23 protein-coding genes are annotated in these 25895 nt (G+C 73.7%); 12 read left to right on the top strand and 11 right to left on the bottom strand.

The window, feature by feature from the left end; translation table 11 throughout:
• Positions 1-15: 15 nt before the first annotated feature.
• Entirely contained in the window at positions 16-1167 is a 1152-nt protein-coding gene (locus tag ACFUUZ_RS15215) for an acyltransferase family protein (RefSeq protein ID WP_378696425.1), read from the bottom strand.
• A gap of 209 nt (positions 1168-1376) precedes the next feature.
• On the opposite strand from ACFUUZ_RS15215, the gene ACFUUZ_RS15210 reads away from it, so the two are divergent.
• The gene (locus ACFUUZ_RS15210; protein WP_378696423.1) at positions 1377-2537 is read left to right on the top strand and encodes a DUF3068 domain-containing protein; all 1161 of its coding nucleotides are present in this window, start codon (positions 1377-1379) and stop codon (positions 2535-2537) included.
• A gap of 42 nt (positions 2538-2579) precedes the next feature.
• Here the strand turns inward: ACFUUZ_RS15210 and ACFUUZ_RS15205 are convergent, their stop codons facing one another.
• Together ACFUUZ_RS15205 and ACFUUZ_RS15200 are read right to left on the bottom strand one after the other, a co-directional pair.
• The gene (locus ACFUUZ_RS15205; RefSeq protein WP_378696421.1) at positions 2580-2909 is read right to left on the bottom strand and encodes a TfoX/Sxy family protein; all 330 of its coding nucleotides are present in this window, start codon (positions 2907-2909) and stop codon (positions 2580-2582) included.
• Between the two features lie 29 nt (positions 2910-2938).
• Complete coding sequence (locus ACFUUZ_RS15200; protein WP_378696463.1) at positions 2939-4177, bottom strand: polysaccharide biosynthesis protein; 1239 nt, start codon at positions 4175-4177, stop codon at positions 2939-2941.
• Between the two features lie 170 nt (positions 4178-4347).
• Here ACFUUZ_RS15200 and ACFUUZ_RS15195 point away from each other — a divergent pair, with 170 nt between their 5' ends.
• Positions 4348-6069, top strand: a complete 1722-nt coding sequence (locus tag ACFUUZ_RS15195; RefSeq protein ID WP_378696461.1) for a hypothetical protein — start codon at positions 4348-4350, stop codon at positions 6067-6069.
• Positions 6070-6154: 85 nt separating this feature from the next.
• On the opposite strand, the gene ACFUUZ_RS15190 is transcribed toward ACFUUZ_RS15195, so the two are convergent.
• On the bottom strand, positions 6155-7336 hold the full coding sequence (locus tag ACFUUZ_RS15190; RefSeq protein ID WP_378696419.1) for a glycosyltransferase family 4 protein: 1182 nt from the start codon (positions 7334-7336) through the stop codon (positions 6155-6157).
• Between the two features lie 237 nt (positions 7337-7573).
• Between ACFUUZ_RS15190 and ACFUUZ_RS15185 the strand changes: the two genes are divergently transcribed.
• A complete protein-coding gene (locus ACFUUZ_RS15185; RefSeq protein ID WP_378696459.1) occupies positions 7574-8314 on the top strand; it encodes a methyltransferase domain-containing protein in 741 nt (246 codons plus the stop codon).
• Between the two features lie 10 nt (positions 8315-8324).
• Here the strand turns inward: ACFUUZ_RS15185 and ACFUUZ_RS15180 are convergent, their stop codons facing one another.
• A complete protein-coding gene (locus tag ACFUUZ_RS15180) occupies positions 8325-8642 on the bottom strand; it encodes a hypothetical protein (protein WP_378696417.1) in 318 nt (105 codons plus the stop codon).
• A gap of 206 nt (positions 8643-8848) precedes the next feature.
• On the opposite strand from ACFUUZ_RS15180, the gene ACFUUZ_RS15175 reads away from it, so the two are divergent.
• Positions 8849-10294 (top strand): aldehyde dehydrogenase, encoded by a 1446-nt coding sequence (locus ACFUUZ_RS15175; RefSeq protein WP_378696415.1) that lies wholly within the window; start codon positions 8849-8851, stop codon positions 10292-10294.
• A 6-nt stretch (positions 10295-10300) separates the two neighbouring features.
• On the opposite strand, the gene ACFUUZ_RS15170 is transcribed toward ACFUUZ_RS15175, so the two are convergent.
• Both ACFUUZ_RS15170 and ACFUUZ_RS15165 read right to left on the bottom strand, forming a co-directional pair.
• Positions 10301-10468, bottom strand: a complete 168-nt coding sequence (locus ACFUUZ_RS15170; protein WP_378696413.1) for a hypothetical protein — start codon at positions 10466-10468, stop codon at positions 10301-10303.
• A 137-nt stretch (positions 10469-10605) separates the two neighbouring features.
• On the bottom strand, positions 10606-11556 hold the full coding sequence (locus tag ACFUUZ_RS15165; RefSeq protein WP_378696411.1) for a GlxA family transcriptional regulator: 951 nt from the start codon (positions 11554-11556) through the stop codon (positions 10606-10608).
• A gap of 95 nt (positions 11557-11651) precedes the next feature.
• Here ACFUUZ_RS15165 and ACFUUZ_RS15160 point away from each other — a divergent pair, with 95 nt between their 5' ends.
• Positions 11652-12386, top strand: a complete 735-nt coding sequence (locus ACFUUZ_RS15160; RefSeq protein ID WP_378696409.1) for a phosphohydrolase — start codon at positions 11652-11654, stop codon at positions 12384-12386.
• 53 nt (positions 12387-12439) lie between these two features.
• On the opposite strand, the gene ACFUUZ_RS15155 is transcribed toward ACFUUZ_RS15160, so the two are convergent.
• The 4 genes from ACFUUZ_RS15155 to ACFUUZ_RS15140 all read right to left on the bottom strand — a co-directional run bounded on the left by ACFUUZ_RS15155 (position 12440) and on the right by ACFUUZ_RS15140 (position 18184).
• Positions 12440-14272: a phosphoenolpyruvate carboxykinase (GTP) gene (locus tag ACFUUZ_RS15155; RefSeq protein ID WP_378696407.1), complete on the bottom strand. Its 1833-nt coding sequence runs from the start codon at positions 14270-14272 to the stop codon at positions 12440-12442.
• A 240-nt stretch (positions 14273-14512) separates the two neighbouring features.
• Positions 14513-16225 carry a hypothetical protein gene (locus ACFUUZ_RS15150; protein WP_378696405.1) on the bottom strand — a complete coding sequence of 571 codons (1713 nt, stop codon included), beginning with the start codon at positions 16223-16225 and terminating at the stop codon, positions 14513-14515.
• Positions 16212-17327 carry a hypothetical protein gene (locus ACFUUZ_RS15145; protein WP_378696403.1) on the bottom strand — a complete coding sequence of 372 codons (1116 nt, stop codon included), beginning with the start codon at positions 17325-17327 and terminating at the stop codon, positions 16212-16214. The genes ACFUUZ_RS15150 and ACFUUZ_RS15145 overlap by 14 nt, the downstream gene beginning before the upstream one ends.
• Before the next feature lie 74 nt (positions 17328-17401).
• On the bottom strand, positions 17402-18184 hold the full coding sequence (locus tag ACFUUZ_RS15140) for an SDR family oxidoreductase (protein ID WP_378696401.1): 783 nt from the start codon (positions 18182-18184) through the stop codon (positions 17402-17404).
• A gap of 185 nt (positions 18185-18369) precedes the next feature.
• On the opposite strand from ACFUUZ_RS15140, the gene ACFUUZ_RS15135 reads away from it, so the two are divergent.
• Genes ACFUUZ_RS15135 through ACFUUZ_RS15105 form a run of 7 tightly spaced genes read left to right on the top strand, consistent with a single transcriptional unit; the run spans position 18370 to position 25866 of the window.
• Positions 18370-18747 (top strand): ethanolamine utilization protein, encoded by a 378-nt coding sequence (locus ACFUUZ_RS15135; RefSeq protein ID WP_378696399.1) that lies wholly within the window; start codon positions 18370-18372, stop codon positions 18745-18747.
• A complete protein-coding gene (locus ACFUUZ_RS15130) occupies positions 18744-19205 on the top strand; it encodes a dimethylamine monooxygenase subunit DmmA family protein (RefSeq protein WP_378696397.1) in 462 nt (153 codons plus the stop codon). The genes ACFUUZ_RS15135 and ACFUUZ_RS15130 overlap by 4 nt, the downstream gene beginning before the upstream one ends.
• Positions 19202-20128 (top strand): PDR/VanB family oxidoreductase, encoded by a 927-nt coding sequence (locus ACFUUZ_RS15125; protein WP_378696396.1) that lies wholly within the window; start codon positions 19202-19204, stop codon positions 20126-20128. Before ACFUUZ_RS15130 ends, ACFUUZ_RS15125 begins: the two co-directional genes overlap by 4 nt.
• Positions 20125-21105, top strand: coding sequence for a DUF3445 domain-containing protein (locus ACFUUZ_RS15120; RefSeq protein ID WP_378696394.1), 981 nt, complete (start codon positions 20125-20127; stop codon positions 21103-21105). The genes ACFUUZ_RS15125 and ACFUUZ_RS15120 overlap by 4 nt, the downstream gene beginning before the upstream one ends.
• Positions 21106-21143: 38 nt before the next feature.
• Complete coding sequence (trmB, locus tag ACFUUZ_RS15115) at positions 21144-21956, top strand: tRNA (guanosine(46)-N7)-methyltransferase TrmB (protein WP_378696392.1); 813 nt, start codon at positions 21144-21146, stop codon at positions 21954-21956.
• Positions 21953-22645: an NYN domain-containing protein gene (locus tag ACFUUZ_RS15110; RefSeq protein ID WP_378696390.1), complete on the top strand. Its 693-nt coding sequence runs from the start codon at positions 21953-21955 to the stop codon at positions 22643-22645. Before trmB ends, ACFUUZ_RS15110 begins: the two co-directional genes overlap by 4 nt.
• Positions 22645-25866, top strand: a complete 3222-nt coding sequence (locus tag ACFUUZ_RS15105) for an MMPL family transporter (protein ID WP_378696388.1) — start codon at positions 22645-22647, stop codon at positions 25864-25866. The genes ACFUUZ_RS15110 and ACFUUZ_RS15105 overlap by 1 nt, the downstream gene beginning before the upstream one ends.
• Positions 25867-25895 lie beyond the last annotated feature (29 nt).

The following is a 25895-nucleotide window of genomic DNA, read 5'->3' as shown; positions in this document are numbered from 1 at the left end:
CCGCGAATCCGTATATCAGCCCCGAGGCCGGTCGAAACGCCGGGCGAACCGCCTGCACGGCTCCTCGACCAGCGCGTAGCTCGCCGCCGCCACCGGCAGCGTGAACGCGACGGTGAGCAGCAGCACGATCAGGAAATCGCCGCTGAACGGCAGGATGCCGAAGACCGGGAAGATCACCCACAGCACCGCGAGGTGCCAGATGAAGATCCCGTAGGACCAACGCCCCAGCGCCAGCGCGACCGGCGACGACAGCAGCGGGCGCCGCTGCTCGCGCAGCACCAGCGGCGCGAGCAGGCCGAAGCCGATCAGCGCCCCGAGCCCCATCTTCGCCACGTACTGCCACGGCTCGGCGCGCACCAGCCCGGGCGGCCCGGCGAGCTCGGTGGCCGAGAGCAGGTAGGCGAGCAGCGCCATCGTCCACATCCAGCGCCTGCGCCCGGCGAACCGATCCCAGCCGGAACCCGGCCGGATGCCGCAGCCCAGCTCGGCCAGCAGCATCCCGACGGCGAACCAGGGCAGGTACCCGGGCAGCCAGTTGTCGGCGTGGATGGCGTCCGGGGTCGGCACCGGGAGGAAGTTCCAGCCCAGCGTCACCACGCCGAGCGCGAGCACCGCCGGGACCCGCCATCGAGCGGCATCGCCGCGCAGCCGCACCACCGCGAGCGCGAGCAGCGGCAGCACCAGATAGAAGGCCACCTCCACCGAGAGGCTCCACATCTGGGTCAGCCCGTCGGTGAGTGTCAAGGGGACGAACACCTGCAGCAGCAACAGGTTGGAGACCCACACCCGCACCCCCGCGGTGGCCGCCGCGTTCGGCAGCAGCACCAGCACCGCCACGACCACCACCCAGTAGGCGGGCAGGATCCGCGCGGCGCGGTGCCGGAAGTAGTACCCCGCCGACGGCGCGGCGCCGAGGCCGCGCGCGGCCGCCGCGTGCGGGCGCCAGAGCAGGAAGCCGGAGAGCCCGAAGAACAGCGCCACCGCCATGTCGAAGCGCGCGAGGATCGGCCCGACCACCGGAATCGCGGTCGCCGCGGTCTGGAACGCCACGTGCGTGACCAGCACGCCGAGCGCCGCAAGCCCGCGCATTCCCTCCAGCGCGGGCACGAACGCCCGCGGCCGGGCGGGGGCGGGCGCGGCCGGATCGGTGCGGGCGGTGGCGGTCACGGCACTCCAGTCTGCCCGGCGGCGGGCGCGCGGCGCGGCGGCGGGCCCCGCCTGATTAATCCCGATTACGCGGCTCGCACCTTTTATCCGTCCAATCCGGGCTCGGCACCGCATGGTAAGACATCGGGCTGTTAGTGTCTGGGCTCACGAGCAACGCGGCCCGCCTCGCTGCTCGGCCGGAACGTCTGTTCTACGACGAGGAGAGTTGCATGGCACTGAGTGCCGGAACCCGAAGGACGGTGGCCTGCCTGCTCGTGGGTCTCGGTGCGTTGCTGATCGTCGCGGCGCTGCTGATCCCGACCTACACCGTCGGCAAGGTCGCCAAGACTCCCCTCGACCTGGAGATCACCACGATCGCGGCGAGCCAGGAGGGCGAGGAGAGCCTGGTGCTCGATTCCAGGTCGCTCACCGCGCCCGAGGGCTCCGCCAAGGTGGACAGCAACGTTCCGCTGATCTCGCAGCGCTTCCTCACCGTCGAGGAGCCGTCGAACGCCGACGAGATGACGGTGCAGGCGGGCCAGACGCTGCGCCGGATCGACCGGCAGGGCGACACCGGCCTGCTCACCGCGACCGTCGACCGGGTCACCATCGACCGGACGACCGGCGAGCCGGTGAGCACCGAGCCGAACGGCTCGATCGCGGTGACCACCACCAAGGAAGGCGAGAGCATCGCCGACCCGGTGCAGCACACCGGCCTGCAGTACCGGTTCCCGATCGGCACCGAGAAGAAGACCTACCCGTACTTCGATCTCAACGCGCGCAAGACCTCCGACATGAACTTCATCGAGGAGACCGAGATCAACAACACCACGGTCTACCACTTCCAGCAGGTCATCGAGCCGACCAACCTGAACGACGTGGTGGCCGCGCCGACCAACAAGCTGACCCTGCCCGCCGCCAAGTGGGGCGTCGAGGGCGGCGACACTCCGGTGACCATGTTCCGCTGGTACAGCAACACCCGCGACGTGTGGGTGGAGCCGCAGACCGGCACCGTGGTCAAGGGCGGCGAGGCGCTGAACATCTTCTACGCCCGCACCGCCGACAAGCCCGAGGTGACGGCGCTCAAGTCGCACGTGGTCTTCGACGAGAACACGGTCGAGTCGCAGCTCGCGGTGGCCAAGGACAATATCGACCGGCTCTCGCTGTACGGGCGGATCCTGCCGATCGTCTTCGGCGTGCTCGGCGTGATCGCGCTGATCGTCGGCGTGCTGCTCGGCCTGCGCAGCGGCGGCAGCGCGCAGCCCGCGGTGAACCGCGGCGCGCCCTTCGGCGGCTCCGGCCCGGCGGCGGCGCCGCCGACGGCGGGCAGGCCGCGCGGCAACCCGGATGCGCCGACCGAGCGGATCGACATCAACAACAAGCGACCATGAGGTCGTGACGAGGAGCCCCCGGTGCGCGCACCGGGGGCTCTCTCATTTCTCCGGCAGGCCCGCCACGAAGTCGGCACCGCGCGCCACCCAGGTGCGCAGCACCGCGTCGTCGGCGACGGCCGCGGTGGTGACCCGGAGCCAGCCGTCCAGCTCCCGGCCCGCCATCACCATCGGGGTCACCGCGGTGCCGTCGACCAGCCGCGGGCCCTCCTGCGGATCGACCCGCACCATGATCCCGCCTTTGCCGCTCACCGCGACCGCCAGGTGGCCGCGGAGCAGGAAGGCGATCCCGCCGAACATCTTCTTCTCGGTGAACGGGCCCGGTTCCAGGATCGCGCGAACCCGGTCGGCGAGTTCCTCGTCGTACGCCATCGGCACAGTGTGCGCCCCGGCACCGACACTCAGGCGGTGACCGGGGCGGCGCGGCGGGCCGCGGTGCGCAGCACCACCGCCGCGACCAGCGCCGTCGTCACCGCCGCGGTCGACGCGGCCACGGTGACCAGGGCGGGCACCGAGTGCGCGAGCGTGGCCATGAGCGTCACCTCGACCGCGAGCGCGACCCAGGTGAGCGCGGCGGGCGCGGTGCGGTCGACGGCGATGGCGGAGAGCAGGGCGCCCTGCAGCACCGCGAGGATCGCGCCGTGCAGGGCGAAGAGCCAGAGCAGGTTCTGCACCGGGGCGTAGTCGGCGCCCGCGAAGAGCGGGGCGAGCGGGGCGGCGAGCGCGGCGGCCGCCACCGCGGCGACGCCGATGCCGGAGAGCACCGCGAGCGCGTCCCGGATCGCCCGCGCCGACTGCGTGGGCTGCGCCATCCGCGGGTACAGCACCACGCCGACCGCCTGCGGCAGCCAGAACGCGATCTTCGTCGCGATGGTGCCGAGCGCGTACCGGCCCGCGTCCGCCTCGTCCAGGACGATGCGGGCCAGGATCAGGTCCGCCGAGGAGAGCGCCATGAGCGCCGCCTGCACCTGCGCCGCCCGCAGCACCGCCGTCACACCCGCCATACGATCCCGAGCCGTGTGGTCGGCATCGACGGTAATCGCACCGGCCGGAAGCGCGGCGCCCCCCGCCTCGCCGCTCGGCAGCGCGGCGACCCGTGCCGCGCCATCGAGAAGCACGGGGTCGGGGCTGCCCGCGGTGTACCGGGCGTAGGCCGCGGCGGCGGCGAGGCCGAGGGCGGCGGCGGTGAGCGCGGCGGCGGCTCCGGCACCGGCGGCGAGGACCGTGAGCGCGGGGAGGACCCTGGCGACGCCGGTGCAGCCGAGCACGACCGCGAGCGCGCGGAAGCGGCGCTGCCCCTGCAGGATGCCCTGCTCCCCGGAGACCAGGACCAGCGCGGGCGCGGCGACCAGCGCGGCCGCGCAGGCGAGTGCGCCGATGTCGAGCGCCACGGACACCACCGGCACCAGCAGCGCGGCGAGCACCGCCACGATGGCGGCGCACCGGGTCCTGGTGGCGCGCAGCGCGGCGACCGGCGCGCCGCGCACGAGTTCCCGCGCGATCACGTTCTGCAGCGCCAGCGCGGGCACCGCGCACAGCAGCTGCACCGCGAGCAGGCTCGCGAACTCGCTGTACCCCGCCGCCCCGAGCCACCGCCCGGCGAGCAGCTGCAGCAGGTACCCCGCCGCATTGGCGATCATGGCGCCCGCCGTCACCAACGTCAGATCCGCCACCAGGGGAGGACGACGCGCACCGGACACGGCCCCATCGTCGCACTCCCCGCACAGCCCGTGCCGCCCCGGCCCACCACCGGACCGTAGGGTGATCCGGCGTGAGCGAGTCAGGCCCGGAGGCGGGAGCGGACGCACCGGTGGTGGCCCGGTTGCGGGCGGTCGTTCCCGCTTACAGCGCCCTGCTCACCCTGCTGATCCTCGCCCCGCTGCTCACCCCGGGCCACCTGCTGCTGCGCGACGCCGTGAGCACCCCGCGCTCGTACCTCACCGACGCCGCCCTCGGCCTGGGCGACGCGGCACCGCGGGCCGTGCCGCAGGACGCCGCGCTCGCGGTGCTCTCGACCGTGCTGGACGGCGGTCCGGTGGTGAAGGCGGTCCTGCTGCTCGCGCTCTGGACCGCAGGTATAGGCGCCGCGGCGCTCGCCCGCCGCCTGCTCAACGCCCCGCTGTACGCGCAGCTCGTCGCGGTGACGGTGGCGATCTGGAACCCCTACGTGGCCGAACGCCTGCTGCAGGGCCACTGGAGCCTGCTCACCGGCTACGCCGCCCTCCCATGGACGGTGCTCGCCGCGCTCCGCCTGCGCGACTGCCACGGCACCGGCCGCGCCCGGCTCGCCGCCTGGGCCGCGCTCACCCTGTGCCTGGCGGCCGCGGGCCTCACCCCGACCGGCGCGCTGCTGGCCGGGGTACTCGCCCTGCTCACCGTCGGTCCGCGCCGCATCCCCGGCACCGCCGCGCTGTGGCTCGGCACCGCCGCGCCGTGGCTGGTGGCGGCGGCGCTCTCCGGCTCCGCGGGCGAGCACTCGGACCCGGCGGGCATCGCCGCCTTCGCCGCCCGCGCGGAGCCAGGCCTCGGCACGCTCGGCGCGCTGGCCGGGCTCGGCGGCATCTGGAACGCCGACGCCGTCCCGACCACCCGCACCGGCCCGCTCGCCGTGCTCGGCACCGCCCTGCTGCTCCTGCTGGTCCTGCTCGGGCTGCGCCGCCTGCTCGGTGCCGGGCTGCGCGACGAGACCGTGCTGCGCCGTACGCTCGCCGCAGTGGCGGCGACCGCGATCGTGCTGCCCGCGCTCGGCGCCACCGCACTCGGCCTCGCCGTCGGCGAGCAGCTGGTGACGGCGATTCCCGGCGCCGGGCTGCTCCGCGACACCCAGAAGTACGTCGCGCTCGCCGTCCCCGCCTACACCCTCGCGGCCGCCGCGGGCGCGGTGGTGCTCGCCAGGCGGGCGCCCGCCGCCGTCACGGCGCTGCTCATCGCCCTGCTCGCGCTGCCGCTCGCGGACCTGGCCTTCGGCGTCGGCGGCGCACTGCGCCCGGTGCACTACCCGGCCGGGTGGGCGCGGGCGGCCGCGGTCGTCGAGGAGGCGGGGCACCCCGGCGATGTTGCGGTGCTGCCCGGCGGCATGTTCCGCCGCTTCGCCTGGTCCGGCCCGGCGCCGGTGCTCGACCCGGCCCCCCGGCTGCTCCCCGCCGACGTGCTGCAGACCGGCGAGCTCCCGGTGCGCGGCGGCACCGTCGCGGGCGAGGGCCGGCGCGCGGTCCGGGTCGAGCGGGCGCTGCTCGCAGGCGCGCCACCGGCGGAGATCGCCACCGCGGGCGTCGGCTGGATCCTGGTCGAGCACCGCACCCCCGGCCCGCTCGGCGAGTCCGCCCGCACCCTCGCCCAGCTCGGTGCCCCGGCCTACACCGACGACGACCTCACCCTCTACCGCGTCCAGGGCCCGGTCATCACCGACCAGCCCACCGCCAACGCCCGCCGCATCGCGGGCGCCACCCACCTGCTCTGGGCCGCACTCCTGATCGGAGCGGCCGCGACAACCGCCGCGCTACACCCGGCCCGCCGCCGCACGCCCGCCTGAACAGGCCGGACTGTCTCCGTGGTCGCGCGTTACCCACCGCGCCGCGCCCGGCTCGCCGCAGCTGCGCACAGCGGCGACAGCCGGCTCAGCCGAGCTCGGAACCTTCCCGCGCCCCGATCAGCCCGCTGACGTACCCGCCCACGGCAGCGGCGGCCAGCACCGCGTGCACCCCGTCCCCGGTCTGCTCCCAGGAGAACTCCCGAGCCCGCGCCCGCGCCTTCTCCCCCATCACCGCGCGCCCCGAGCCGTCCCCCAACAACTCCGCGGCGGCCTCGGCGAGCTGCTCCGCGTCGTCGACCAGCACCCCGGTCACCCCGTCGACGATGGAGTCGGTGAGCCCACGCGAACTGCGGTACCCGATGGTCGGCACCCCGTGCTGCGCCGCCTCGATGACGGCGAGCCCCCACCCCTCCTTGCGCGAGGGCAGCACCTGCACCCAGGCCCGGCCGAGCAGCTCGTGCTTGCGCTCCTCGTCGACGTGGCCGTGGAAGGTGACGGCGTCGGCGATGTCGAGCTCGCGCGCGTACGCCTTCAGGTTCTCCGCCCACCACCCGTCGCCGATGACGTCGAGCCGGAGCCCGGGGAAGCGGCCGCGCAGCGCGGCGGTGGCGGCGAGCGCGTCCTCGATCTGCTTGTGCGGCACCAGCCGGGAGAGCACCACGAGGCGGGGCGCCTCCGCCCTGGTCTCCCGGCCGCCCGCGCGCACCCCGGCGGGGATCGGCTCGGCGCCGTTGCGCACGACGGCGATCCGCTCGCGCTGCACGCCGACGGTGGCGAGTTCCTCGGCCGACGGCAGCGAGACGGTGAGGTACTGGTTGCGCCGGTGCACGCGCGGCGAGAGCCAGGACTCGATCCACCAGCCGATCCGGCCGATCACCGCACCCGCCACCGGCCACTGCTCGCGGTGCCCGTGGTGCACGAGCACGACGGCGGGCGCCCCCGCGGCGAGCGCGGCGAAGAACGGGATGCCGTTCTGGGTGTCGATCACCGCGTCCGGCCGCAGCCCGCGCAGCGGGCCGAGCCCGATCCGGCCGAGCAGGATGGCGGCCAGCGCGCGCGGGTAGACGGTGTACGGGCCGCCGCCGCGGCTGATCTCGATCCCGTCGATCCGCTCCCGGCGCGCCGCGCCCGGGTACCCGGCGGTGCGCAGCGTGACCTTGACGCCCCGCGCCGCCAGCCGGGCGCCGACCCGCTCCAGGTACCGCTCGCTGCCGCCGCCCTGCGGGTGCCCGGTGTCGCGCCAGCAGAGCAGGAGCACTTCGCGCACGATGGAGCTTCTCTCGTCGTCGTCGGCCGGGAATGTCGCTACACCCTATATCCCCACCTCCGCCCCGGACCGGACATCTCCGCCGCGGCGGCCCTGCGCCGCTGTGCGAGACTCGGCGCCGTGCTCCGAGCCGCGAACACCGACCGCATCCCCCGCTTCGCCCGCCGGGCGGTCTCCGGCGCCGCCACGCTCGCCGCCGAGCGCGGGAGCGGCCCCCGCTTCGCCCGCCGCGCGACGCTGCGCCGCTCGCTGCGGCTGCTCGGCAGCTTCCGGTTCGAGCAGTCCGCCCCCGCCGTCTTCTACGGCGGCCTCGCGACCGACACCGCGGAGTTGATCGCCGACTTCTACCTGGACGCCACCGGCCGCGACCTCACCGGCGCCACCGTGCTGGACGTCGGCGGCGGCCCCGGCTACTTCGCCGACGAATTCGACCGCGCGGGCGCGCGCTACCTCCCGGTCGAGCCGGACCCGTCGGAGATGCACGCCGCCGGGCTCTCGGTGCCCGGCGCGGTGCGCGGCTCCGGCATGGCGCTGCCCTTCCGGGACGGCGCGGTGGACATCTGCCTGTCCTCGAACGTGGCCGAGCACGTCCCCGACCCGTGGCTGATGGCCGACGAAATGGTCAGGGTGACCCGCCCCGGCGGGCTCGTCGTGCTCTCCTACACCGTGTGGCACGGCCCGTTCGGCGGCCACGAGACCGGGCCGTGGCACTACCTGGGCGGCGAGTACGCGGCGCGCAAGTACAGACGCAAGCACGGCCGGGAGCCGAAGAACCGGTTCGGCCGCTCCCTCTTCGCGGTTAGCGCGACCGCCGGGCTGACCTGGGCTTCTCGGACTCCCGCGCAGGTCGAAGCGGTCTTCCCGCGCTACCACCCACGCTGGGCGTGGTGGCTGGTCCGCATCCCGCTCCTGCGCGAGCTACTGGTCAGCAATCTGGTCGTGGTGGCCATCGCACCGGGCCGACCGGCCGGTCGCTGAGAGTTGGCTGTCAGGCCCGCTGCGCGACCGCGCTGACCAGTCCGCGCAACCGGGCCGGGCGGGCGGCGGGCTCGGCCGCCGGAGCGGGCCACGGCGGCTCCTGCAGCGCCAGCCCGACCGTCTCCATGGCGGTGAGGCCGACCTGACCGGCCAAAGCGCCGACCGTCACCACCGCCTCCGCCGCCTGCATGGCCGCGGTCGCCTGCTCCAGCGTGAGGGTGCGACCGGGCAGAAACGAGACCACCCACCCTCCGGTGCCGACGGACTTGGCCTGATGGTCGGTCCGGTCGCTGGTCATCAGCGACCGTCCGATCACGTGCACCGCCATGTCGCGATCTCCCCAATCGGTCTCGGTTGCGTCTCGATCGAGCGGACTTTCAGTTACCAGCATCCATCGATCAGCAACAAAACGCAATAGTGCGTTTGACGAAAAGCGAACCGGGAGGTCGGAATTCACGCCGCCCGGAGCTGCGAGAAAGCGGCAAACTAGAACACGTTACAGACAATCCAGACCCGAAAATGTAACGTGTTCCCATGCATTACGACAGCCTGTTCATCGGCGGCCAGTGGACTACTCCGGCCGGGTCCGAGCAGCTCCAGGTCATCTCCCCGGCCACGGTCGAGCCGGTGGGCAGCGTCCCCCGCGTCACCACCGAGGACGTCGACCGGGCGGTCGCCGCCGCGCGCGCCGCCTTCGACTCCGGGCCGTGGCCGCAGACTCCGCCCGCCGAGCGCGCCGCCGTCCTGACCAGGATGGCCCGGTTGATCGAGCAGCGCGCAGGCGACCTGCTCGCCGCGCTCACCGCCGAGATGGGCGCCACCGCGCTGGTCGGCGGCACGCTGAACCAGATCCCCGCGGTCGCCGCGCTGGACGCCTACGCGGGGCTGGCCGACACCTTCCCCTGGCGGGAGACGCGCACCGGCGCCTTCGGCACCTCGCGGGTCTCGCGCGAGCCGCGCGGGGTGGTCGCCGCGATCACCGCCTGGAACGTTCCGCTCTTCCTGGCCGCGAACAAGCTCGCCCCCGCGCTGCTGGCGGGCTGCACGGTCATCCTCAAGCCCTCCCCGCTGACCCCGCTCAGCGCGAACATCGTCGCCGACATCTGCACCGAGGCCGGGCTGCCGGACGGCGTGCTCTCGGTGCTGCCCGCCGAGCCGGAGGCGGCGGAGTACCTGGTGACCCACCCCGGCGTGGACAAGCTGACCTTCACCGGGAGCACCGCGGTCGGCCGCAAGCTCGGCGCGCTCGCCACCGAGCAGCTCAAGACGGTCTCGCTGGAGCTCGGCGGCAAGTCGGCGGCGATCGTGCTGCCCGACGTCGACCTGGCCGCGAGCGTGCCCATGCTGACCTTCGCCGGGCTGATGAACAGCGGCCAGGGCTGCGTGGCGCAGACCCGCATCCTGGCCCCGCGCAGCCGCTACGACGAGATCGTGGACGCGGTGGTGGAGAACGTGCGCGCCATGCAGACCGGCGACCCCACCGACCCGGCCACCGTGCTCGGCCCGCTCATCTCCGAGCGGCAGCGCGAGCGGGTGGAGAACTACATCGCCATCGGGCAGAAGGAGGGCGCGCGCCTGGTCCTCGGCGGCGGCAGGCCCGCCGGCCTCGACCGCGGCTGGTACGTGGAGCCGACCATCTTCGCCGACGTGGACAACTCCTCGACCATCGCGCAGGAGGAGATCTTCGGCCCGGTCCTCGCGGTGATCCCGTACGAGACCGAGGACGAGGCGGTGGCGATCGCCAACGACTCCGCCTACGGCCTGGCGGGCTCGGTGTGGACCACCGACATCGAGCACGGCGCGGAGATCGCGGGCCGGGTGCGCACCGGCACCTACGCCATCAACTGGTATGCCTTCGACCCGGGCGCGCCGTTCGGCGGGTACAAGAATTCCGGAATCGGCCGGGAAAATGGACCGGAGGGTCTCGATTCTTTCTGCGAGCAGAAATCGGTCCTGATGCCGCTCGGCTACACGGAGTAGCCGAACTCATTCCTCGAGCGTGACCACCCGCAAAACGGGCGCGGGTTCCGGGGCGGAGTCGACGATCTCCACCCGGAACCCCGGCGGCAGAACGGAATCGAGCCGCGAGGCGGCGCGGCGCAGCGGGGTGCTCGGCAGGACGTCGCGCAGTGCACCGGTATCCAGATCGGTCATGTCCCGACACCTTCCGCGCGCCCGTAATTCATTTCTCCAGGTCGAACGCGAGAAGCATAAGCCACCGAAGCCCGACCTCATGGCAACCGGAGAATTCCCCCGGAACGTGTCCGGTAAACACCGCCGCCCGCAATTCCTCAGCGTCGCAGCGCCCGGCGGTATGCGGCGGGGGTGCTGCCGGTGGCGGCGCGCAGGTGGCAGCGCAGCGCGGTGACGCTGCCGAAACCCGCCTGCGCCGCAACGACTTCCACCGGCAGCTCGGTGGTCTCCAGCAGCTGCCGCGCGCGCAGCGTGCGCTGCGCGTCCAGCCAGCGCCGCGGCGTCCCGCCGACCAGCGCGGCGAAGCGCCTGGCGAAGGTGCGCTCGCTCATCAGCGCGTGCGCCGCCAGCGCCGGAACATCAGGCACCGCAGCGGGATTCGCGGCGGCCCAGCTCAGGGTGGCGGCCAGCGCGCCCGCCTCGGTGCGCGGCGGCGGCGCGGCGGGGATGTACTGCGCCTGCCCGCCCTCGCGGTGCGGCGGGGTGACGTTCCAGCGTGCGAGGTCGGCGGCGGCCTGCGCCCCGAGTTCGCGGCGCACCAGGTGCAGGCAGAGGTCGAGGCCTGCGGCGAGCCCCGCCGAGCTCAGCACCGCGCCGTCGTCGACGTAGAGCGCCTCCGGCTCGAGCCGGACCGCCGGGAACATCCGGGCGAACTCGGCGCAGTACCCCCAGTGCGTGGTCGCGCGCCTGCCGTCGAGCAGCCCGGCGTGCGCCAGCACGAAGGCACCGACGCAGATGCTCACCATCGTGGCCCCGCGCGCGGCCGCCGCGCGCAGCGCGTCGAGCACCTCGGGCGGCGGGGCGAGGGTGGGCAGCGCGATGCCGGGGACCACCACCAGCTCCGCCGTCTCCAGCGCCGCCAGCCCGTGCTCCACCCGCAGGTCGAAGCCGTTCGGCGTCCACACCGGCCCCGGCCGCACCCCGCAGGTGCGCATCTCGAAACCGGCGGACTGCCCGGTCGCGTCCGGGCCGTGCCGGAAGGCCTGCACCGCGCAGCCGAGGTCGAAGGTCATGACGCCGTCCAGCGCCAGCGCCACCACCTGCCTCATGCGGTCAGTTTGGCAGAGATCCAAGCATCTGTGGCATTCGCGCCACTCGCCCCCGCCGGGAACCAGCGCTGTACTGAGTGCGACTAGGAGGTCGCATGAGCGTGGACAACGAGGTCATCAGGGCGAACAGCGGGGCGCTCGTGCCCGCGCAGCGCAGGCGGTTGCGGGTCGAGATCGCGCGGCAGCTGCCGGGGCTGCTCGCCGGGCAGCTGGCCTGGGCGATGCGGCGCGGCGGGCAGGGGCGGACCGACCGGGGCCGGGTGCCGGACACCCGCGCCGCGCGGGAAGCGGAGGAGCTGGCGCGCGCCGAGCTCTCCGCGCCGGTGCTGGCGCACTCGTTCCGCACCTACCTGTTCGGCCGGGCGCTGGCCGGGCTCGACGGCAACACCTACGACGACGAGGTGGCCTACATCGCCTGCCTGCTGCACGACCTGAACCTCGAGCACCCGACGCCGGGCCGGTGCTTCGCGGTCGCCGGCGGCGAGCGGGCCGCGGCCTTCGCGCTCGGCGCCGGGCTGGGGCCGGAGCGGGCGGACGCGGTCGGGGCCGCGGTGGCGGCGCACGTCACGCCGGGGGTGGCGGCGGACACCGGCGATCCGGGCGGGTTCGTCTCGGCGGGCGCCGCGGTGGACGTGCTCGGTGCGCGGATCGCCGAGCTGGACCGCGGCTGGGTGCGCGAGGTGCTGGCCGAGCACCCGCGGCACGGCTGGAAGAAGGTGGCGGTCGCGGCGTTCCGCGCCGAGGCGGCGGCGGTTCCGCATGGCCGCACCGCGCTGCTGCTCGCCACCGGCTTCGCCACCGCGGTCCGGCTCGCGCCGTTCCCGGAATAGCCGAGAGCGCGGCGCCCGGAATGCTCCCGGGGCCGCGCTCTCGTCAGGCGGAACTACCCCAACCGCTGCTTCAGCGCCTCGAACTCGTCGCGCACGCCGGACGGCAGCTTGTCGCCGACGAACTCGAACCACTCCTCGATGAGCGGGATCTCCTTGCGCCACTCCTCGGCGTTCACCGCGAGCGCCTCGTCGACATCGGCCGCGTCGACATCGAGGCCGTCGAGGTCGAGCTGACTCGCGGTCGGCACGTGGCCGATGGCGGTCTCCTCGGCGGCGGCCGAGCCCTCGATGCGGCCGACGATCCACTCCAGCACGCGGGAGTTCTCGCCGAATCCGGGCCACAGGAAGCGGCCGTCCTCGCCCCGGCGGAACCAGTTCACGTAGAAGATCTTCGGCAGCTTCGCGGCGTCGGCGTTCTTGCCGATATTGATCCAGTGGCCCAGGTAGTCGCCGACGTGGTAGCCGAGGAAGGGCAGCATGGCCATCGGGTCGCGGCGCACGGTGCCGACCTTGCCCTCGGCGGCGGCGGTCTGCTCGGAGGAGAGCGTGGCGCCCATGAACACGCCGTGCTGCCAGTCGAAGGACTCGCTGACCAGCGGGACCGTGGTCTTGCGGCGCCCGCCGAACAGGATCGCCGAGATCGGGACGCCCTGCGGGTCGTCCCACTCGGGGGCCAGGATCGGGCACTGCGACATGGGGGTGCAGTAGCGGGAGTTGGGGTGCGCGGCCAGCGTCTCCGTCTCGCGGAGGTACCAGTCGTTGCCCTTCCAGTCGATCAGGTGGTCGGGCTCGCCCTCCAGCCCCTCCCACCAGACGTCGTTGTTGTCGGTGAGCGCGACGTTGGTGTAGACGGTGTTGCCCGCCTCGACCGTGGCCATGGCGTTCGGGTTGGACTTCCGGTTGGTGCCAGGCGCGACGCCGAAGAAGCCGAACTCCGGGTTGACCGCGTAGAGCTGCCCGTCCTTGCCGAACCGCATCCAGGCGATGTCGTCACCGAGGGTCTCGGCGCGCCAGCCGGGGACGGTGGGCTGGATCATGGCGAGGTTGGTCTTGCCGCAGGCGCTCGGGAAGGCCGCGGCGATGTAGTACGCCTTGTTCTCCGGGGAGATGAGCTTGAGGATCAGCATGTGCTCGGCGAGCCAGCCCTCGTCGTGCGCCATGGCCGAGGCGATGCGCAGCGAGTAGCACTTCTTGCCGAGCAGCGCGTTGCCGCCGTAGCCGGAGCCGTAGCTCCAGATCTCCCGAGCCTCCGGGAAGTGCGTGATGTACTTGGTGTCGTTGCACGGCCACGGCACGTCGGCCTGGCCCTCGGCGAGCGGGGCGCCGACCGAGTGCAGCGCCTTCACGAACGGCCGGTCGGTGCCGAGCTTCTCCAGCGCCGCCTTGCCCATCCTGGTCATCACGCGCATGGAGACCACGACGTACTCGGAGTCGGTCAGCTCGACGCCGAGCTTGGGGTCATCGGCGCCGAGCGGGCCCATGCAGAACGGCACCACGTAGAGGGTGCGGCCGCGCATGCTGCCGCGGTACAGCTCGGTCATGGTGGCGCGCATCTCGGCCGGGTCGACCCAGTTGTTGGTCGGGCCCGCGCCGTCCTCGGTCTCGGAACAGATGTAGGTGCGCGACTCCACCCGCGCGACGTCCGAGGGGTCGGAGAGCGCAAGGAAGGAGTTCGGCTTCTTCTTCGGGTCGAGCTGCCTGAACGTGCCCGCCTCGACGAGCTGGGTGGTCAGGCGATCCCACTCCTCGTCGGAACCGTCCGCCCAGACCACGCGCTCCGGCTGCGTGAGCTCTGCGACCTCCTGCACCCAGGCGAGCAGTTCGGCATGTTCGGTCGGCGCCTTGCCGTCGGATCCACGAAGACCGGGAATGGTCGCTGAGGTCATGAAAACTCTCCTGAGACGGGCAGCCGCCCCGATGCTCCGCCGCCTGGCCCTAGGCCCGTGACCAGCGCGAACACACCGAGCGCCACCATTGGCGGTAAAGCACCCGCTACGACCGATCGGCGGATCGCCCAACCGGGCGGCGTGTACGGACGAAGCGGACGCCCAGGTTCCTGCTTAGAGGTTAACGCGATGTGACGATCGGTACGGCATCGGGATGGCTATGGAGTACCCAGGAGAAACCTATTTCACAACCGGAATCCATCGGTTCAGGCTTTCGATATCGCGCTCGCAGGCACTGAGCTGACCTGGGCGTTCGGCGGCGGACCTGCGGATCGCGGCCTCCAGTTCGGCCACCCGGCGGTCGGTGTCCACCACCCTGGCAGCTGTGGTCTGTACCACATGATCGGAGAGCGCGGTCTCCGCGGTCACCAACGCGGTCGCCACCCGCTGCTCCAGCTGCGCCTTCACATTGACCAGCGCGTCCGCCACCCACTGCCGGACGTGGTTGCGCTCGGCGACCTGGCCGCGGGCCCGCACCACCCAGGCGGCGGCGCCCGCGCCGAGCAGCAGCGTGACCGGGACGCTGGCCGCGTCCAGCGCGGGCACCAGGGAGAACGGCGCCACCATGAGCCTGCCGATGCCGACCCCCGCGGAGGCGCCGAGCCCGATCATCAGGTGGTCCTCGACGCCGCGGTGCCGCGGCTCCGGGTCGGGGCCGACCCGGGGCGCGGGCTCGCGGCGGCGCAGCGGGACGGTGCCATCGCCGTCCAGCCTGGTCGCGAGCTCGGCGGTGCGCTGCTCGATCGCGGTGTCCAGGGCGGTGGTGAGCTCGCTGACCGACCACTGCAGGTGGTCCGGGTAGCTGCCGAGGTCGGGGCGGGCGAGCTTGTCCAGCTCGGCGCGGGCGGCGGTGTGCAGCGCGCGGATCCTGGCGCCGACCTCGGTGAGCAGGTCGACGCGGGCCAGGTGCAGCTGGCCGCGCAGGGTCGCGACGGCCGTGGTGCGGCCGCCGTCCCTGCCCGCGATCAGCGCGGTGCGCTCGGCGCGCAGGGCGAGCTCGTCGGAGCCGGTGCGCAGCACGGTCGCCTGGTCGGCGATGCGCTGCCTGGTCTCGGTGAGCACCCTGGTGGTCACCGCGGCGACCCGCTCCCGGCCGCCCGCGCCCGCCGCGGCGGCGCAGAGCGCGGCGTGCAGCGCGGCCAGCCCGGAGCGGTCGAGCAGGGCGGGGTCGCCGCCGCGGGCGGCCGCGGCGAGCCGGGCCGAGACCGGGAAGACGGCGGCCTCCAGCCCGGCGGCGCGGAGCAGCGCCTCGTCCCGGTCGCGGACCGTGCGCCAGTCCCGGTGCGCGTGCGTTCCGTTCAGGGCGAGCAGGACCTGGGTGCCGTCGGCGCGCAGCCTGCGCAGCAGGTCGACGGTGTCGTTGCCGAGCACGGTGCCCGCGTCCAGCAGGACCAGCGCGACCGGGCCCGGCGCGGCGCCGCGCGGCGAGGTGGTCTCCACCGAGGCGGCGATGCCTGGCACCGGGTCGGTGAGCGCGACGCGCGGCTCGAAGCGGGCCAGCTCGGTGCGGAGCACGGTGGTGTTGGCGTCGTCCGGGCCGATCAGCGTGACCCTGGAGCCGGTCCCCCCGCCGCGCACCGCGCGCAGCAGCGCCATGCCCTGCGGGTTCCACCGGGCGATCAGCGCCTCGATCTCCGGCGACAGATCGGTGCGCTGCCCGCCGTCGGCGTCGCCGTCGAGCACGGCGCTCGCGCCGGAGGCCGCCGCGGCGCCGGAGGCCGCCGCGGCGCCGGAGGCCGGGTCCGTGCGGGCGGCCCCGTGCACGGCGGGGATGGGAACGTTCCCGGCCGCCGGGCTCGCGGCCGGTCCGGCGGTCAGGTCGAGCCGCGTGCTCGCGGCGGGCTCCGGACTCGCGCCGGGTAGCCCGGCAGGTTCCGCTTCAGAGTCCGGCACCGCTGAGCCGTTCCCAGAGGCGCTGGTAGCCGACGTGCACGCGGAGCGCGGCGCGGCGGGCGGGGGCGGGCAGGTCGCCGCCCGCGACGGCGCGCCAGCGCTGCGCGCGGGCGCTGGCGTCGTCCGCGTCGGCGGGGGCCGGGGCGGCGTAGCCCGCGGCGAGGTGCGCCACCTGCGGGCAGGCCAGCCCGGCGCGCAGCCCGAGCCAGCGCGCCTCGTCCCCGTCGAGGTACTGCTCCAGCAGGTCGCGGGCGACGCCGCCCGCGGCGGGCACCGCGCGCGCCGCGAGCCGGGCCAGCTCGTCGAGCAGCTCGCCGCCGCGCAGCGCCCCGATCTGCTCGTAGCGCCGGTGCAGCAGGCCGTGCAGCGGGTCGATCCCGGAGGCGGCGTGCAGCAGCTGTAGCAGCGCCCGCGCCCCGATCCGCGGGTCGTGCCGCAGCGCGGCCAGCGCGCAGTTCACCCCGTGCAGGTCCCACTCCAGGAGCAGCCGCTCGCGCACCGCGAGGTCGGGGCCGGGCGCGAGGAAGAGGTCGGGGGCGAGGGTGAGCGCGGGGTCGTCCCGCTCGGCCAGCGCGCGCAGCGCGGCGAGGTCGTCGGCGGAGACGGTGCCCGCCCTGGTCCGCACCGCCAGGCTCGCGACGACGGGCACGGTCGCGATCCCGAGCTCGGCGGCGCAGCGCTCGGCCGCCACCACCGCGTCGGACCAGCGGGTGCCGATGGCGTCGGCCTTGTTCAGCACCACGACGGCGCGCTGCTTGGGCACCGCGTCCAGCGCGCGCCGGTCGGCGGGCAGCGGCGCGCCCGCGAGCACGTACACCACGATGTCGCCGTCGAGCACCGGCTCGGGGCTGCCGGGCGAGTCCACCGGCCCGGTCTCCACCGCGGAGATCAGCGCCAGCGCCGCGGCGACCGTGCTGCGGCCCGCCCCGGAGCGGCCGGTGATCTGGATCCGGGGCGGCTTGCGGGCGCGCCGGGCGGCCGCGTCGAGCAGCTCCCCGATCCGCCGGTCGGCCGCGGTGCCGATGGCGAGCGTGCGCACCAGCTCGTCCAGTGGGTCCGCCGCCCCTGGCACCGGGCCGGTGAGATCGACGGCCGTCGTCATGGTGTGGATCGCCCCCTCGCCGGGGCGGCCCCGCGCCCCGCTGCCCGGCATTCTGTCAGAGCCGGTGCGGGCCGTCAGGTGCCGCTGAAGAAGCGGTTGGCCCGGCGCACCGCCCAGCCCGGCGCGTACTTGGCGGTGGTCGCCAGCACCTTGGCCTGCACTCCGATCTCGTAGTGCACCTTCTCCCGGCGCAGCCGGGTGCCGCGCCTGGTCGCCGCCCAGATGCCCGCCGCGACGTCGTCGGAGGTCAATCGGATGCCGAGCGAGCGGGTGCTGCCGATGTCGAGCCCGTCGACCATGCCGGTCGCGACGAAGAGCGGCCAGATCGCGAGCACCCGGATGTCGTGTTTGCGCCACTCCAGGTCGAGCGCCTCGGTGAGGCTCTTGACCGCGGACTTGCTGGCGCCGTAGGTGGACAGCTCCGGCTGGCCGTAGATGGCCGAGGCCGAGCAGAGGTTCACCACCTGCGCGCCCGGGGTGTCGCGCAGGTAGGGGAAGGCGGTGTGCGTGCCGGTGAGCACCCCGCCGAGGTTGATGTCGAAGACGGTGCGGTGCGCCGCGAGGCCGATCTGCTCGAAGGGGCCGGAGCGCAGCACCCCCGCATTGTTGACCAGGACGTCCAGCCGCCCCTCGCGCTCGTGGAACTCGCGCAGCCGCAGCTCCCACTGCGCGGTGTCGGTGACGTCCAGCACCGCGGTGTGCACGCTCTCCGCGGGCAGCTCGGCGGCGAGCCGGGAGAGCCCGACCTCGTCCACGTCGTAGGCGCCCACCCGGTAGCCGCGGGCCGCGAAGAGCGCCGCGGTGGCCCGGCCGATACCGGCGGCCGCGCCGGTGACGAAGACGGTGGGTGTGCTCATGCCGGGCAGTCTAGTGCCGGGCCGCTGACGTGCCGGTGGCCGCCGGAGCGCCGGGGTGCTCCGAAAACCATTGCCCAGCAGCGGAAACCTTCTTTTACCCAGGCGTAACCGCGCAGCGCTTGTTTCCTGTCATTCACTGCAGTTTCATCGTATGCATCAGTTCTTCCACCGGCAGGAGCCCCACGATGACCACCTCGACCTCGCCTGCTCCCTTCCTGGTGACCTCCGGTTTCCACGAGAAACTCGGCCGCATGCCGGTCGCGGAGTACCCGGGAACCGAGGGCTACATCGACGACGTGTACGCCAACCCGGGCGGCTCGCCGATGGCCTCCGGCTACTTCGAGCTGCGGCACACCGACGCCCCGCTGGACTACCGATACGAGTACGACGAGATGAAGGTCGTGCTCGCGGGCGAGTTCCGGCTGGAGAACCCGGAGACCGGGCAGGTGCTGATCGCCAGGGAGAAGGACGCCATCTTCTTCCCCAAGGGCTCGCGCATCCTCTTCTCCACCCCCGACCGCGCGCTCGCCTTCTACGTCGGGCTGCGCTCCTTCGCGCCGTGACGGTGCATCCCGCGACCACCAGCGTCCCGCACTGGTCGCCCGAGCCCGCGCTCGATCCGGGCGGGGCGCGGCGGTTCGTGCTGGGGGCTGGTGGCGACTTCGCGCTGACGCCGGACGGGTCGGTGCCGGACGCGGTGTTCGCCGCGGCGGTCACCGGTGACCGCTTCGTCATCCTCGGGAACGCGGCCGAGATCGCCCGCGCCCGTGCCGATCTGCTCGCGGCCGGGGTGCTCCCGGCGGAGATCACCGAGGCGCTGACCGGCGCGCCGGACCCGCACGCCGACCAGCCGCGCACGGTCTACTGCCCGCACTGCCACAGCGCGAGCACCGGGTCGGTGCCGATCGGCGGCACCGTGCCCTGCGCGAGCTGCGGCATCGAGCTCGTTGTCTACCACCACTATTCGCAGCGCCTCGGAGCCTTCCTCGGCTACTGCGCCGAGGCCGAGGAGCTGCCGTGAGCGACGAGCTGACGGTCACCCGCGCGACCGCGCTCTGCCCGGACGTGCGCGAGATCGTGCTGGCCCGCCCCGACGGCGACGTACTGCCGTCGTTCGCGCCGGGCAGCCACATCGGGCTGCACTGCGGCCCCGGGCTGCGCAATGCCTACTCGCTCACCGGCCACGGGCTGGACCCGCGGCACTACGCCGTCTCCGTTCGGCTCGACCCGGCCGGGCGCGGCGGCAGCCGGTGGGTGCACGGGCTGCGGCCTGGCGACCGGGTCAGGGTCGACCCACCGCGCAGCGCCTTCGCCCCCGTCGCCGACGCGCGCCACCACCTGCTTGTCGCGGGCGGAATCGGGGTGACCCCGCTGCTCGCGCACGTGCGCGCCGCGCTGACCTGGGGCCGCTCCTTCCGGCTCCACTACGCGCACCGCCCCGGCCACGGCGCGCACGCCGACGAACTGCGCGCGCTCTGCGGCGACCGGCTCGAGGTCGCGCACTCCGCCGCGGCGCTGTGGGCGGCGCTCGGCCCGGCGCTGCGCCGCCAACCGCTCGGCACCCACCTCTACGTCTGCGGCCCGGCCGCGCTCAACGACGCGGTCACCGCGGCGGCGGCGGAGGCGGGCTGGCCGGACCAGCGCGTACACACCGAAGCCTTCGCCGCGGCCCCGGTCGCCGCGGGCAGCTCGTTCACCGTGCGGCTGGCGCGCAGCGGGCACGAGTTCGAGGTCGGCGCCGAGCAGACCATGCTCGACGCCCTGCTCGCCCGCGGCGCCGCGGTGCCGAACCTGTGCAGACAGGGCGTCTGCGGCGAGTGCAGGCTCGGGGTCCGCTCCGGCCGCGCCGAGCACCGCGACACCGTCCTCACCGCCGACGAGCGCGGCACCGCCGTGCTGCCCTGCGTCTCCCGCGCCACCGGCCGATTGGAGCTGGAGCTGTGATCACCCCGACCGCCGACGTCGCCCGCTACCCCTTCCCGCTGCCCCGCGACGTCTACCGCTACAGCGCCAATGTCGAGCCCGCCGGGGCGCCGCGCGCGACCGAGGCGGGGTCGTGGGGCGCGCACCGGATCGACATCGACCGCCACCTGCGCGCCGAGCTGGCCGAGCGCGCCGCGATCCTGCGCGCCGACCCCACCAGGCACCAGTGCCTGCCGCACATGCGCCCCGCCGCCTGGGAGGCGCTGCTGGTCTGCCTCGGCGAGCTGGCCGCCGCGCACCCGGAGTCGATGGCGCTGCGCCGGGACGGCGACCGCGTGCACTGGCGCAACGACCTGCTCGGCACCGAGCGCGAGTTCACCGTCGGCGACCCCGGCACCGAGCCGCTGCGCTTCCTCGGCACCCAGCTGCAGGAGGACGTCGTCCTGCTCGACCAGCGCGCCGGGCAGCTGTGGGCCGATGCCGGGCTGGTCACCTTCGCGGCCGACTGGTCCATGCGCTTCGACGTCGGCATGAGCTTCCTGCAGATCCACGGCCCGGTGCCGCGGGTGCACACCGAGCGGGTGATCCCGCGCGCGCACGACTTCCTGCTCCGGCTGCCCGCGGGCCCCGGCTTCCGCCGCACCAACTGGACGCTCACCGTCGACCGCAGGCTGGACACCTCGACCGAGACCTACCCGGAGTGGGGCCGCGACCGCAGGACCGTCGCCGACGGCCCGCTGGACGCCGCGGGCGACCGGCTCTGCCTGCGCACCGAGGTGCAGCACCTGATCCGGCTGCCGTACTCCGGCGCGGTGATGTTTCTCATCCGCACCTACCTGCTCTCGCTGCGCGAGCTGGCCGCGGTGCCGGAGTGGGCGGCCCGGCTGGCCGCCGTGCTCGCCGAACTCCCGCCCGACATGGCCGATTACAAGGGGCTGACCCGGACCCGCGCGGTCGCGGTCGAGTGGCTGCGGCGGTACGGCGGCGCACCGCGCTGAACGCCGCGAGCGCGGTCGGCTGCCGACGTGCTCCCAGCATGCTGGACAATGGGGGCGTGAACGACGCCGCCAACCACACTGCCGAGTCGGTTCCGGGCCTGCCGTCCACAGCCCCGGCCCGCGAGCCACGCCGCGGCGCCGCCTCCCGGCTCTACCCCCGGGTCACCAGCTTCCGCTCCCGCCGCGGCGCGCTGACCCCGAACCAGCAGCTCAGCTGGGACCGCACCTGGCCGCTGATCGGCCGCGAGGTGGCCGACGAGCCGCTGGACGCCGCCGCCTGGTTCGGCCGCGAGGCGCCGCTGGTGGTGGAGATCGGCTGCGGCACCGGCACCGCGACCGCGCTGATGGCGCAGGCCGAGCCGGAGCTGAACCTGATCGGCATCGAGGTGTACCAGCCCGGCCTCGCCCAGCTGGTGCAGCGGGTGGAGCGCGAGCAGATCCCGAATATCCGGCTGCTCCGCGGCGACGCCGTCGACGTGCTGGAGAACATGGTTGCCCCGGAGTCGCTGACCGGCGTCCGGGTCTTCTTCCCCGACCCGTGGCCCAAGGCGCGGCACCACAAGCGGCGGCTGCTGCAGCCCGCAACGGTCGCGCTGATCGCCGACCGGCTGATCCAGGGCGGCACGCTGCACGTCGCCACCGACCACGCCGAGTACGCCGAGCAGATCGCCGCCGTCGGTGCGGGCGAACCGCGGCTGACCGGGCTCAACGATGTCACCGGCGGCGATTCGGCGCGGCTCGCCGAGACCGCGCTGATCGGCGTGGAGCGCCCGATCACCAAGTTCGAGAGCAAGGCGCATCGCGTCGGTAGCGCCATCACCGAGCTGGTGTGGGGGAAGATCGGGTCATGAGCCTCAGCGACACGACCCACGACGAGGTGGAGGTTGCCGAAGCGCCCGCTGCCGTCCGCCGGGTGCTGCTGGTCTGGGACGCGCCGAACCTGGACATGGGGCTCGGCGCCATCCTCGGCGGCCGCCCGACCGCCGCCTACCGCCCGCGCTTCGACGCGCTCGGCCGCTGGCTGCTCGCCCGCACCGCCGAGCTCTCCGGGGGCAGCGCGCAGCGGGTGGAGCCGGAGGCGACGGTCTTCACCAATATCGCGCCCGGCACCGCCGACGTGGTGCGGCCGTGGGTGGAGGCGCTGCGGAACGTCGGGTATGCGGTTTTCGCCAAACCCAAGATCGACGAGGACTCCGACGTCGACGCCGACATGCTGGCCCACATCGAGCAGCGCAACCGCGGCGGCGGGCTGGCCGGAATCATGGTCGCCTCCGCTGATGGCCAGGCCTTTCGGGAGCCGCTGGAGCGGCTCGCCGCGGCCGGGGTGCCCGCGCAGGTGCTCGGCTTCCGGGAGCATGCGAGTTGGGCCGTCACATCCGATACCCTCGAGTTCATCGACCTCGAGGACATCCCGGGCGTGTTCCGTGAACCCCTGCCCCGGGTGAGCCTCGACTCGCTGCCCGACGAGGGTGCCTGGCTGCAGCCGTTCCGGCCGCTGTCGGCATTGCTCACCTCTCGCCCCGCCCAAGGAGTCGCTTAGTGTTCACACGCTGGGGCGATCTGGTCTTCAAGCTGCGCTTCGCCGTTCTCGGCATCGTCAGCGCGGCGCTGCTCGCCCTCGGCGGCTACGGCCTCGGCCTCGGCGACCACCTGAGCTCCAGCGGGTGGGACGACCCCACCTCGGAATCGGCTCAGGCGGCCCGCATCTCGGACGAGGCCTTCGGCCGCGACCACAACAGCGACGTGATCGTGCTGTACACCGCCCCGGACGGGACCACGATCGACGACCCGGCCTTCCGCGACAAGATCGTGGAGAGCCTGAACCGGCTGCCGCGCGAGCACCCCGAGCAGATCGCGAAGGTGAACGGCGCCTACTGGCAGACCGAGACCGGCCAGGCCTCGCCGCTCACCTTCGGCTCCAAGGACAGGCAGCACACCTTCGCCTCGATCGCCATCGTCGGCGACGACGACACCACGATGGTGCGCAACTACCGGGACGTCAAAGACGAGTTCGGCATCGACGGCATCAATGTTCAGGTAGCCGGGTTGCAGCCGGTGGCGGGCACCCTGAACGACACCATGGCCGAGGACCAGAAGCGCATGGAGCTGCTGGCCATCCCGGCCGTCGGCGTGCTGCTCTTCTTCGTCTTCGGCGGGCTGGTCGCCGCGGCGCTGCCGCTGGTGGTCGGCGGCCTCACGGTCATCGGCGCGTGGGGCATCGTGCGCTTCCTGACCCACTTCACCGAGGTGAACTCGTTCGTCTCGCCGGTGGTCTCGATGATCGGGCTCGGGCTCGCCATCGACTACGGGCTCTTCATCGTGAGCCGGTTCCGCGAGGAGCGCGCCGAGGGGTACGACACCAGGGCCGCCGTGCGGCGCTCGGTGATGACCGCGGGCCGGACCGTCGTGTTCTCCGCGACCATGATCATCGCCAGCCTCGGCGGCATGCTGCTCTTCCCGCAGGGCTTCCTGAAGTCGGTCGCCTACGGCGCCATCGCCACCGTCTCGCTGGCCGCGGTCACCGCGCTCACCGTGCTCCCCGCCATGCTCGCCATCCTCGGCAAGCGGGTGGACGCGCTCGGGCTCAAGCGGTTCCGCGCCACCAAGACCGCCGAGGAGGTGGAGAACAGCCTCTGGGGGCGCAGCACGAAGTGGGTCATGCGGCACCCGCTGAAGATCGCCATCCCGATCACGATCATCCTGCTGCTGCTCATCATCCCGGTGAAGAACCTGGCCTTCGGCGGCATCAACGAGCGCTACCTGCCGCCGGACAACGCGACCCGGCTGGCGCAGGCCGAGTTCGACCAGATCTTCCCGCTGCGCAAATCCGACCCGGTCCAGATCATCTTCGTCTCCTCCGACACCACCGCCATCGGCCGGGTGCTCAAGGAGGTCAACCAGGCGCCCGGGCTCAGCGCGCCGTTCGAGATCCCGACCAAGTCGCAGACCCAGCCGGACGTCTTCCGCACCAACGCCACCCTGGCCGACTCGGAGAACGCCGACCCCACCATCGAGTACCTGCGCGCGATCGACGTCCCCGACGGCGTCACCATGCTGGTCGGCGGGCAGCCGACGATCCAGAAGGACAGCATCGACGCGCTGCTCGACACGCTGCCGCTGATGATCGCGCTGGTGCTCTTCGTCACCACGCTGCTCATGTTCCTGACCTTCGGCTCGCTGGTGCTGCCGATCAAGGCCGCGCTCATGAGCGCGCTCGGCCTCGGCTCCACGCTCGGCATCCTGACCTGGATCTTCGTCGACGGCCACGGCTCCGAGCTGCTCAACTTCACGCCGCAGCCGATCATGTCGCCGGTGCTCGTGCTGATCATCGCGATCATCTACGGGTTGTCCGTCGACTACGAGGTCTTCCTGCTCTCCCGGATGGTCGAGGCGCGCAGCAAGGGGGCGTCCACCACCGAGGCGGTGCGGGTCGGCACCGCGCACACCGGGCGGATCATCACCGCCGCCGCGCTCATCCTGCTCGTCGTCACCGGTGCCTTCGCCTTCTCCGACCTGGTGATGATGCAGTACATCGCGTACGGCATGGTCGCCGCGCTCTTCATCGACGCCACCGTGCTGCGCATGCTGCTCGTCCCGGCCGTCATGAAGATGCTCGGCGACGACTGCTGGTGGGCGCCCGCCTGGATGAAGCGGGTGCAGGAGAAGATCGGCCTCGGCGAGCCCATCCTGGACGACGAGCGCCCCGGCGGCGACGAAGTGGTCGACCTCGTCAAGACCACGCCGATCACCGACCCGGTGACCATGGTCATGCCCGCCGTCTCCAGCAGCAAGCTGCGCAAGACGCCGCGGCGGCCGCGCACGGTCGAGGAGATCGAGGCGGAGGCGCCGACGGCGCGGATCGGGGGGCGGCACGAGCGGCCCGCGAAGCGGGCTACCGCGCCGCAGGTGTCCAAGGCGGGGCAGCCGGGGACTCCCGCGCGGCCGGGTGAGCCGAGTCGGCCCGGTGAGGTGAAGCGGTCCGGTGAGCCGACCAGGCCGGGCGTGCCGAGGCGGGTCGCGGAGACTCGGCGGCCCGGTGAGGGTGTCGGGATCGGTGAGCCGTCGCGGCCGAACGAACCGGCGCGGCCAGGTGAAGCTGTACGGCCGGGTGGACCTGTGCGTGCCGGTGATGCCGGGCTCGGCGACCAGGGCCGCCCGGGTGGACCGGCGCGGCAGGGCGAACCAGTACGCCCCGGGGAGACCGGGCAGCCGGGCGATCCGAACCGGCCGGGCGGGCCCGCGTGGCCGGGACGCCCCGGCACTCCGAGCGCCCGCGACACCGGCCTCACGGACGCGGGCCGCGCTCCCGGCGCCCCCCTGCTCGACCTCTCCACCGGCCAGTCCGAGCCCGGCACCCCGCGCCCCCACGTGCTGCCCCCCGGCCCGCACGACCCGTCCCGCCCACAACCCCGTCCCACTGGCCGCGCCCGCGTCCTCCCCCCGCGCACCGTCGACCAGCAGACCCAACCGCACACCCCCGCCGACGACCACGGCCCCCACCGCCCCGAGCCCTCGCTCGGCGACGCCACCCCCAGCGGCGCGGGCGCCACCCAGCTCGGCGGCGGCAACGGCGGCGCCACCGACGGCCCCACTCCGGACTCCCCGGTCCAGGGCACGGACGGCCGCAACAGCATCGAGGACTGGATGGCCGAACTCCGCTCCTCCCGCCGCCGCATCACCGCCGCCGAGGAGCCGCGCGCCGGCGACGACGGCCGCACGGTCAGCGTCAACGAGTTGCTGCGCAGGCGCGACGGCGAGTAGCGGGTTTCGGGCGAGAACCGAGAACTGCG

This window comes from Nocardia sp. NPDC057353 (genome assembly GCF_042667085.1).
Classification (GTDB): Bacteria; Actinomycetota; Actinomycetes; order Mycobacteriales; family Mycobacteriaceae; genus Nocardia.
This window is presented reverse-complemented; position numbering and strand designations above follow the sequence as displayed.

Bases quoted from the DNA above. Each gene is read 5' to 3' on its own strand.
- ACFUUZ_RS15210 (WP_378696423.1), top strand. From the start codon at position 1,377: ATGGCACTGAGTGCCGGAACCCGAAGGACGGTGGCCTGCCTGCTCGTG.
- ACFUUZ_RS15205 (WP_378696421.1), bottom strand. From the start codon at position 2,909: ATGGCGTACGACGAGGAACTCGCCGACCGGGTTCGCGCGATCCTGGAA.
- ACFUUZ_RS15200 (WP_378696463.1), bottom strand. From the start codon at position 4,177: ATGATCGCCAATGCGGCGGGGTACCTGCTGCAGCTGCTCGCCGGGCGG.
- ACFUUZ_RS15180 (WP_378696417.1), bottom strand. From the start codon at position 8,642: ATGGCGGTGCACGTGATCGGACGGTCGCTGATGACCAGCGACCGGACC.
- ACFUUZ_RS15175 (WP_378696415.1), top strand. From the start codon at position 8,849: ATGCATTACGACAGCCTGTTCATCGGCGGCCAGTGGACTACTCCGGCC.
- ACFUUZ_RS15170 (WP_378696413.1), bottom strand. From the start codon at position 10,468: ATGACCGATCTGGATACCGGTGCACTGCGCGACGTCCTGCCGAGCACC.
- ACFUUZ_RS15165 (WP_378696411.1), bottom strand. From the start codon at position 11,556: ATGAGGCAGGTGGTGGCGCTGGCGCTGGACGGCGTCATGACCTTCGAC.
- ACFUUZ_RS15160 (WP_378696409.1), top strand. From the start codon at position 11,652: ATGAGCGTGGACAACGAGGTCATCAGGGCGAACAGCGGGGCGCTCGTG.
- ACFUUZ_RS15155 (WP_378696407.1), bottom strand. From the start codon at position 14,272: ATGACCTCAGCGACCATTCCCGGTCTTCGTGGATCCGACGGCAAGGCG.
- ACFUUZ_RS15145 (WP_378696403.1), bottom strand. From the start codon at position 17,327: ATGACGACGGCCGTCGATCTCACCGGCCCGGTGCCAGGGGCGGCGGAC.
- ACFUUZ_RS15140 (WP_378696401.1), bottom strand. From the start codon at position 18,184: ATGAGCACACCCACCGTCTTCGTCACCGGCGCGGCCGCCGGTATCGGC.
- ACFUUZ_RS15135 (WP_378696399.1), top strand. From the start codon at position 18,370: ATGACCACCTCGACCTCGCCTGCTCCCTTCCTGGTGACCTCCGGTTTC.
- trmB (WP_378696392.1), top strand. From the start codon at position 21,144: ATGCTGGACAATGGGGGCGTGAACGACGCCGCCAACCACACTGCCGAG.
- ACFUUZ_RS15110 (WP_378696390.1), top strand. From the start codon at position 21,953: ATGAGCCTCAGCGACACGACCCACGACGAGGTGGAGGTTGCCGAAGCG.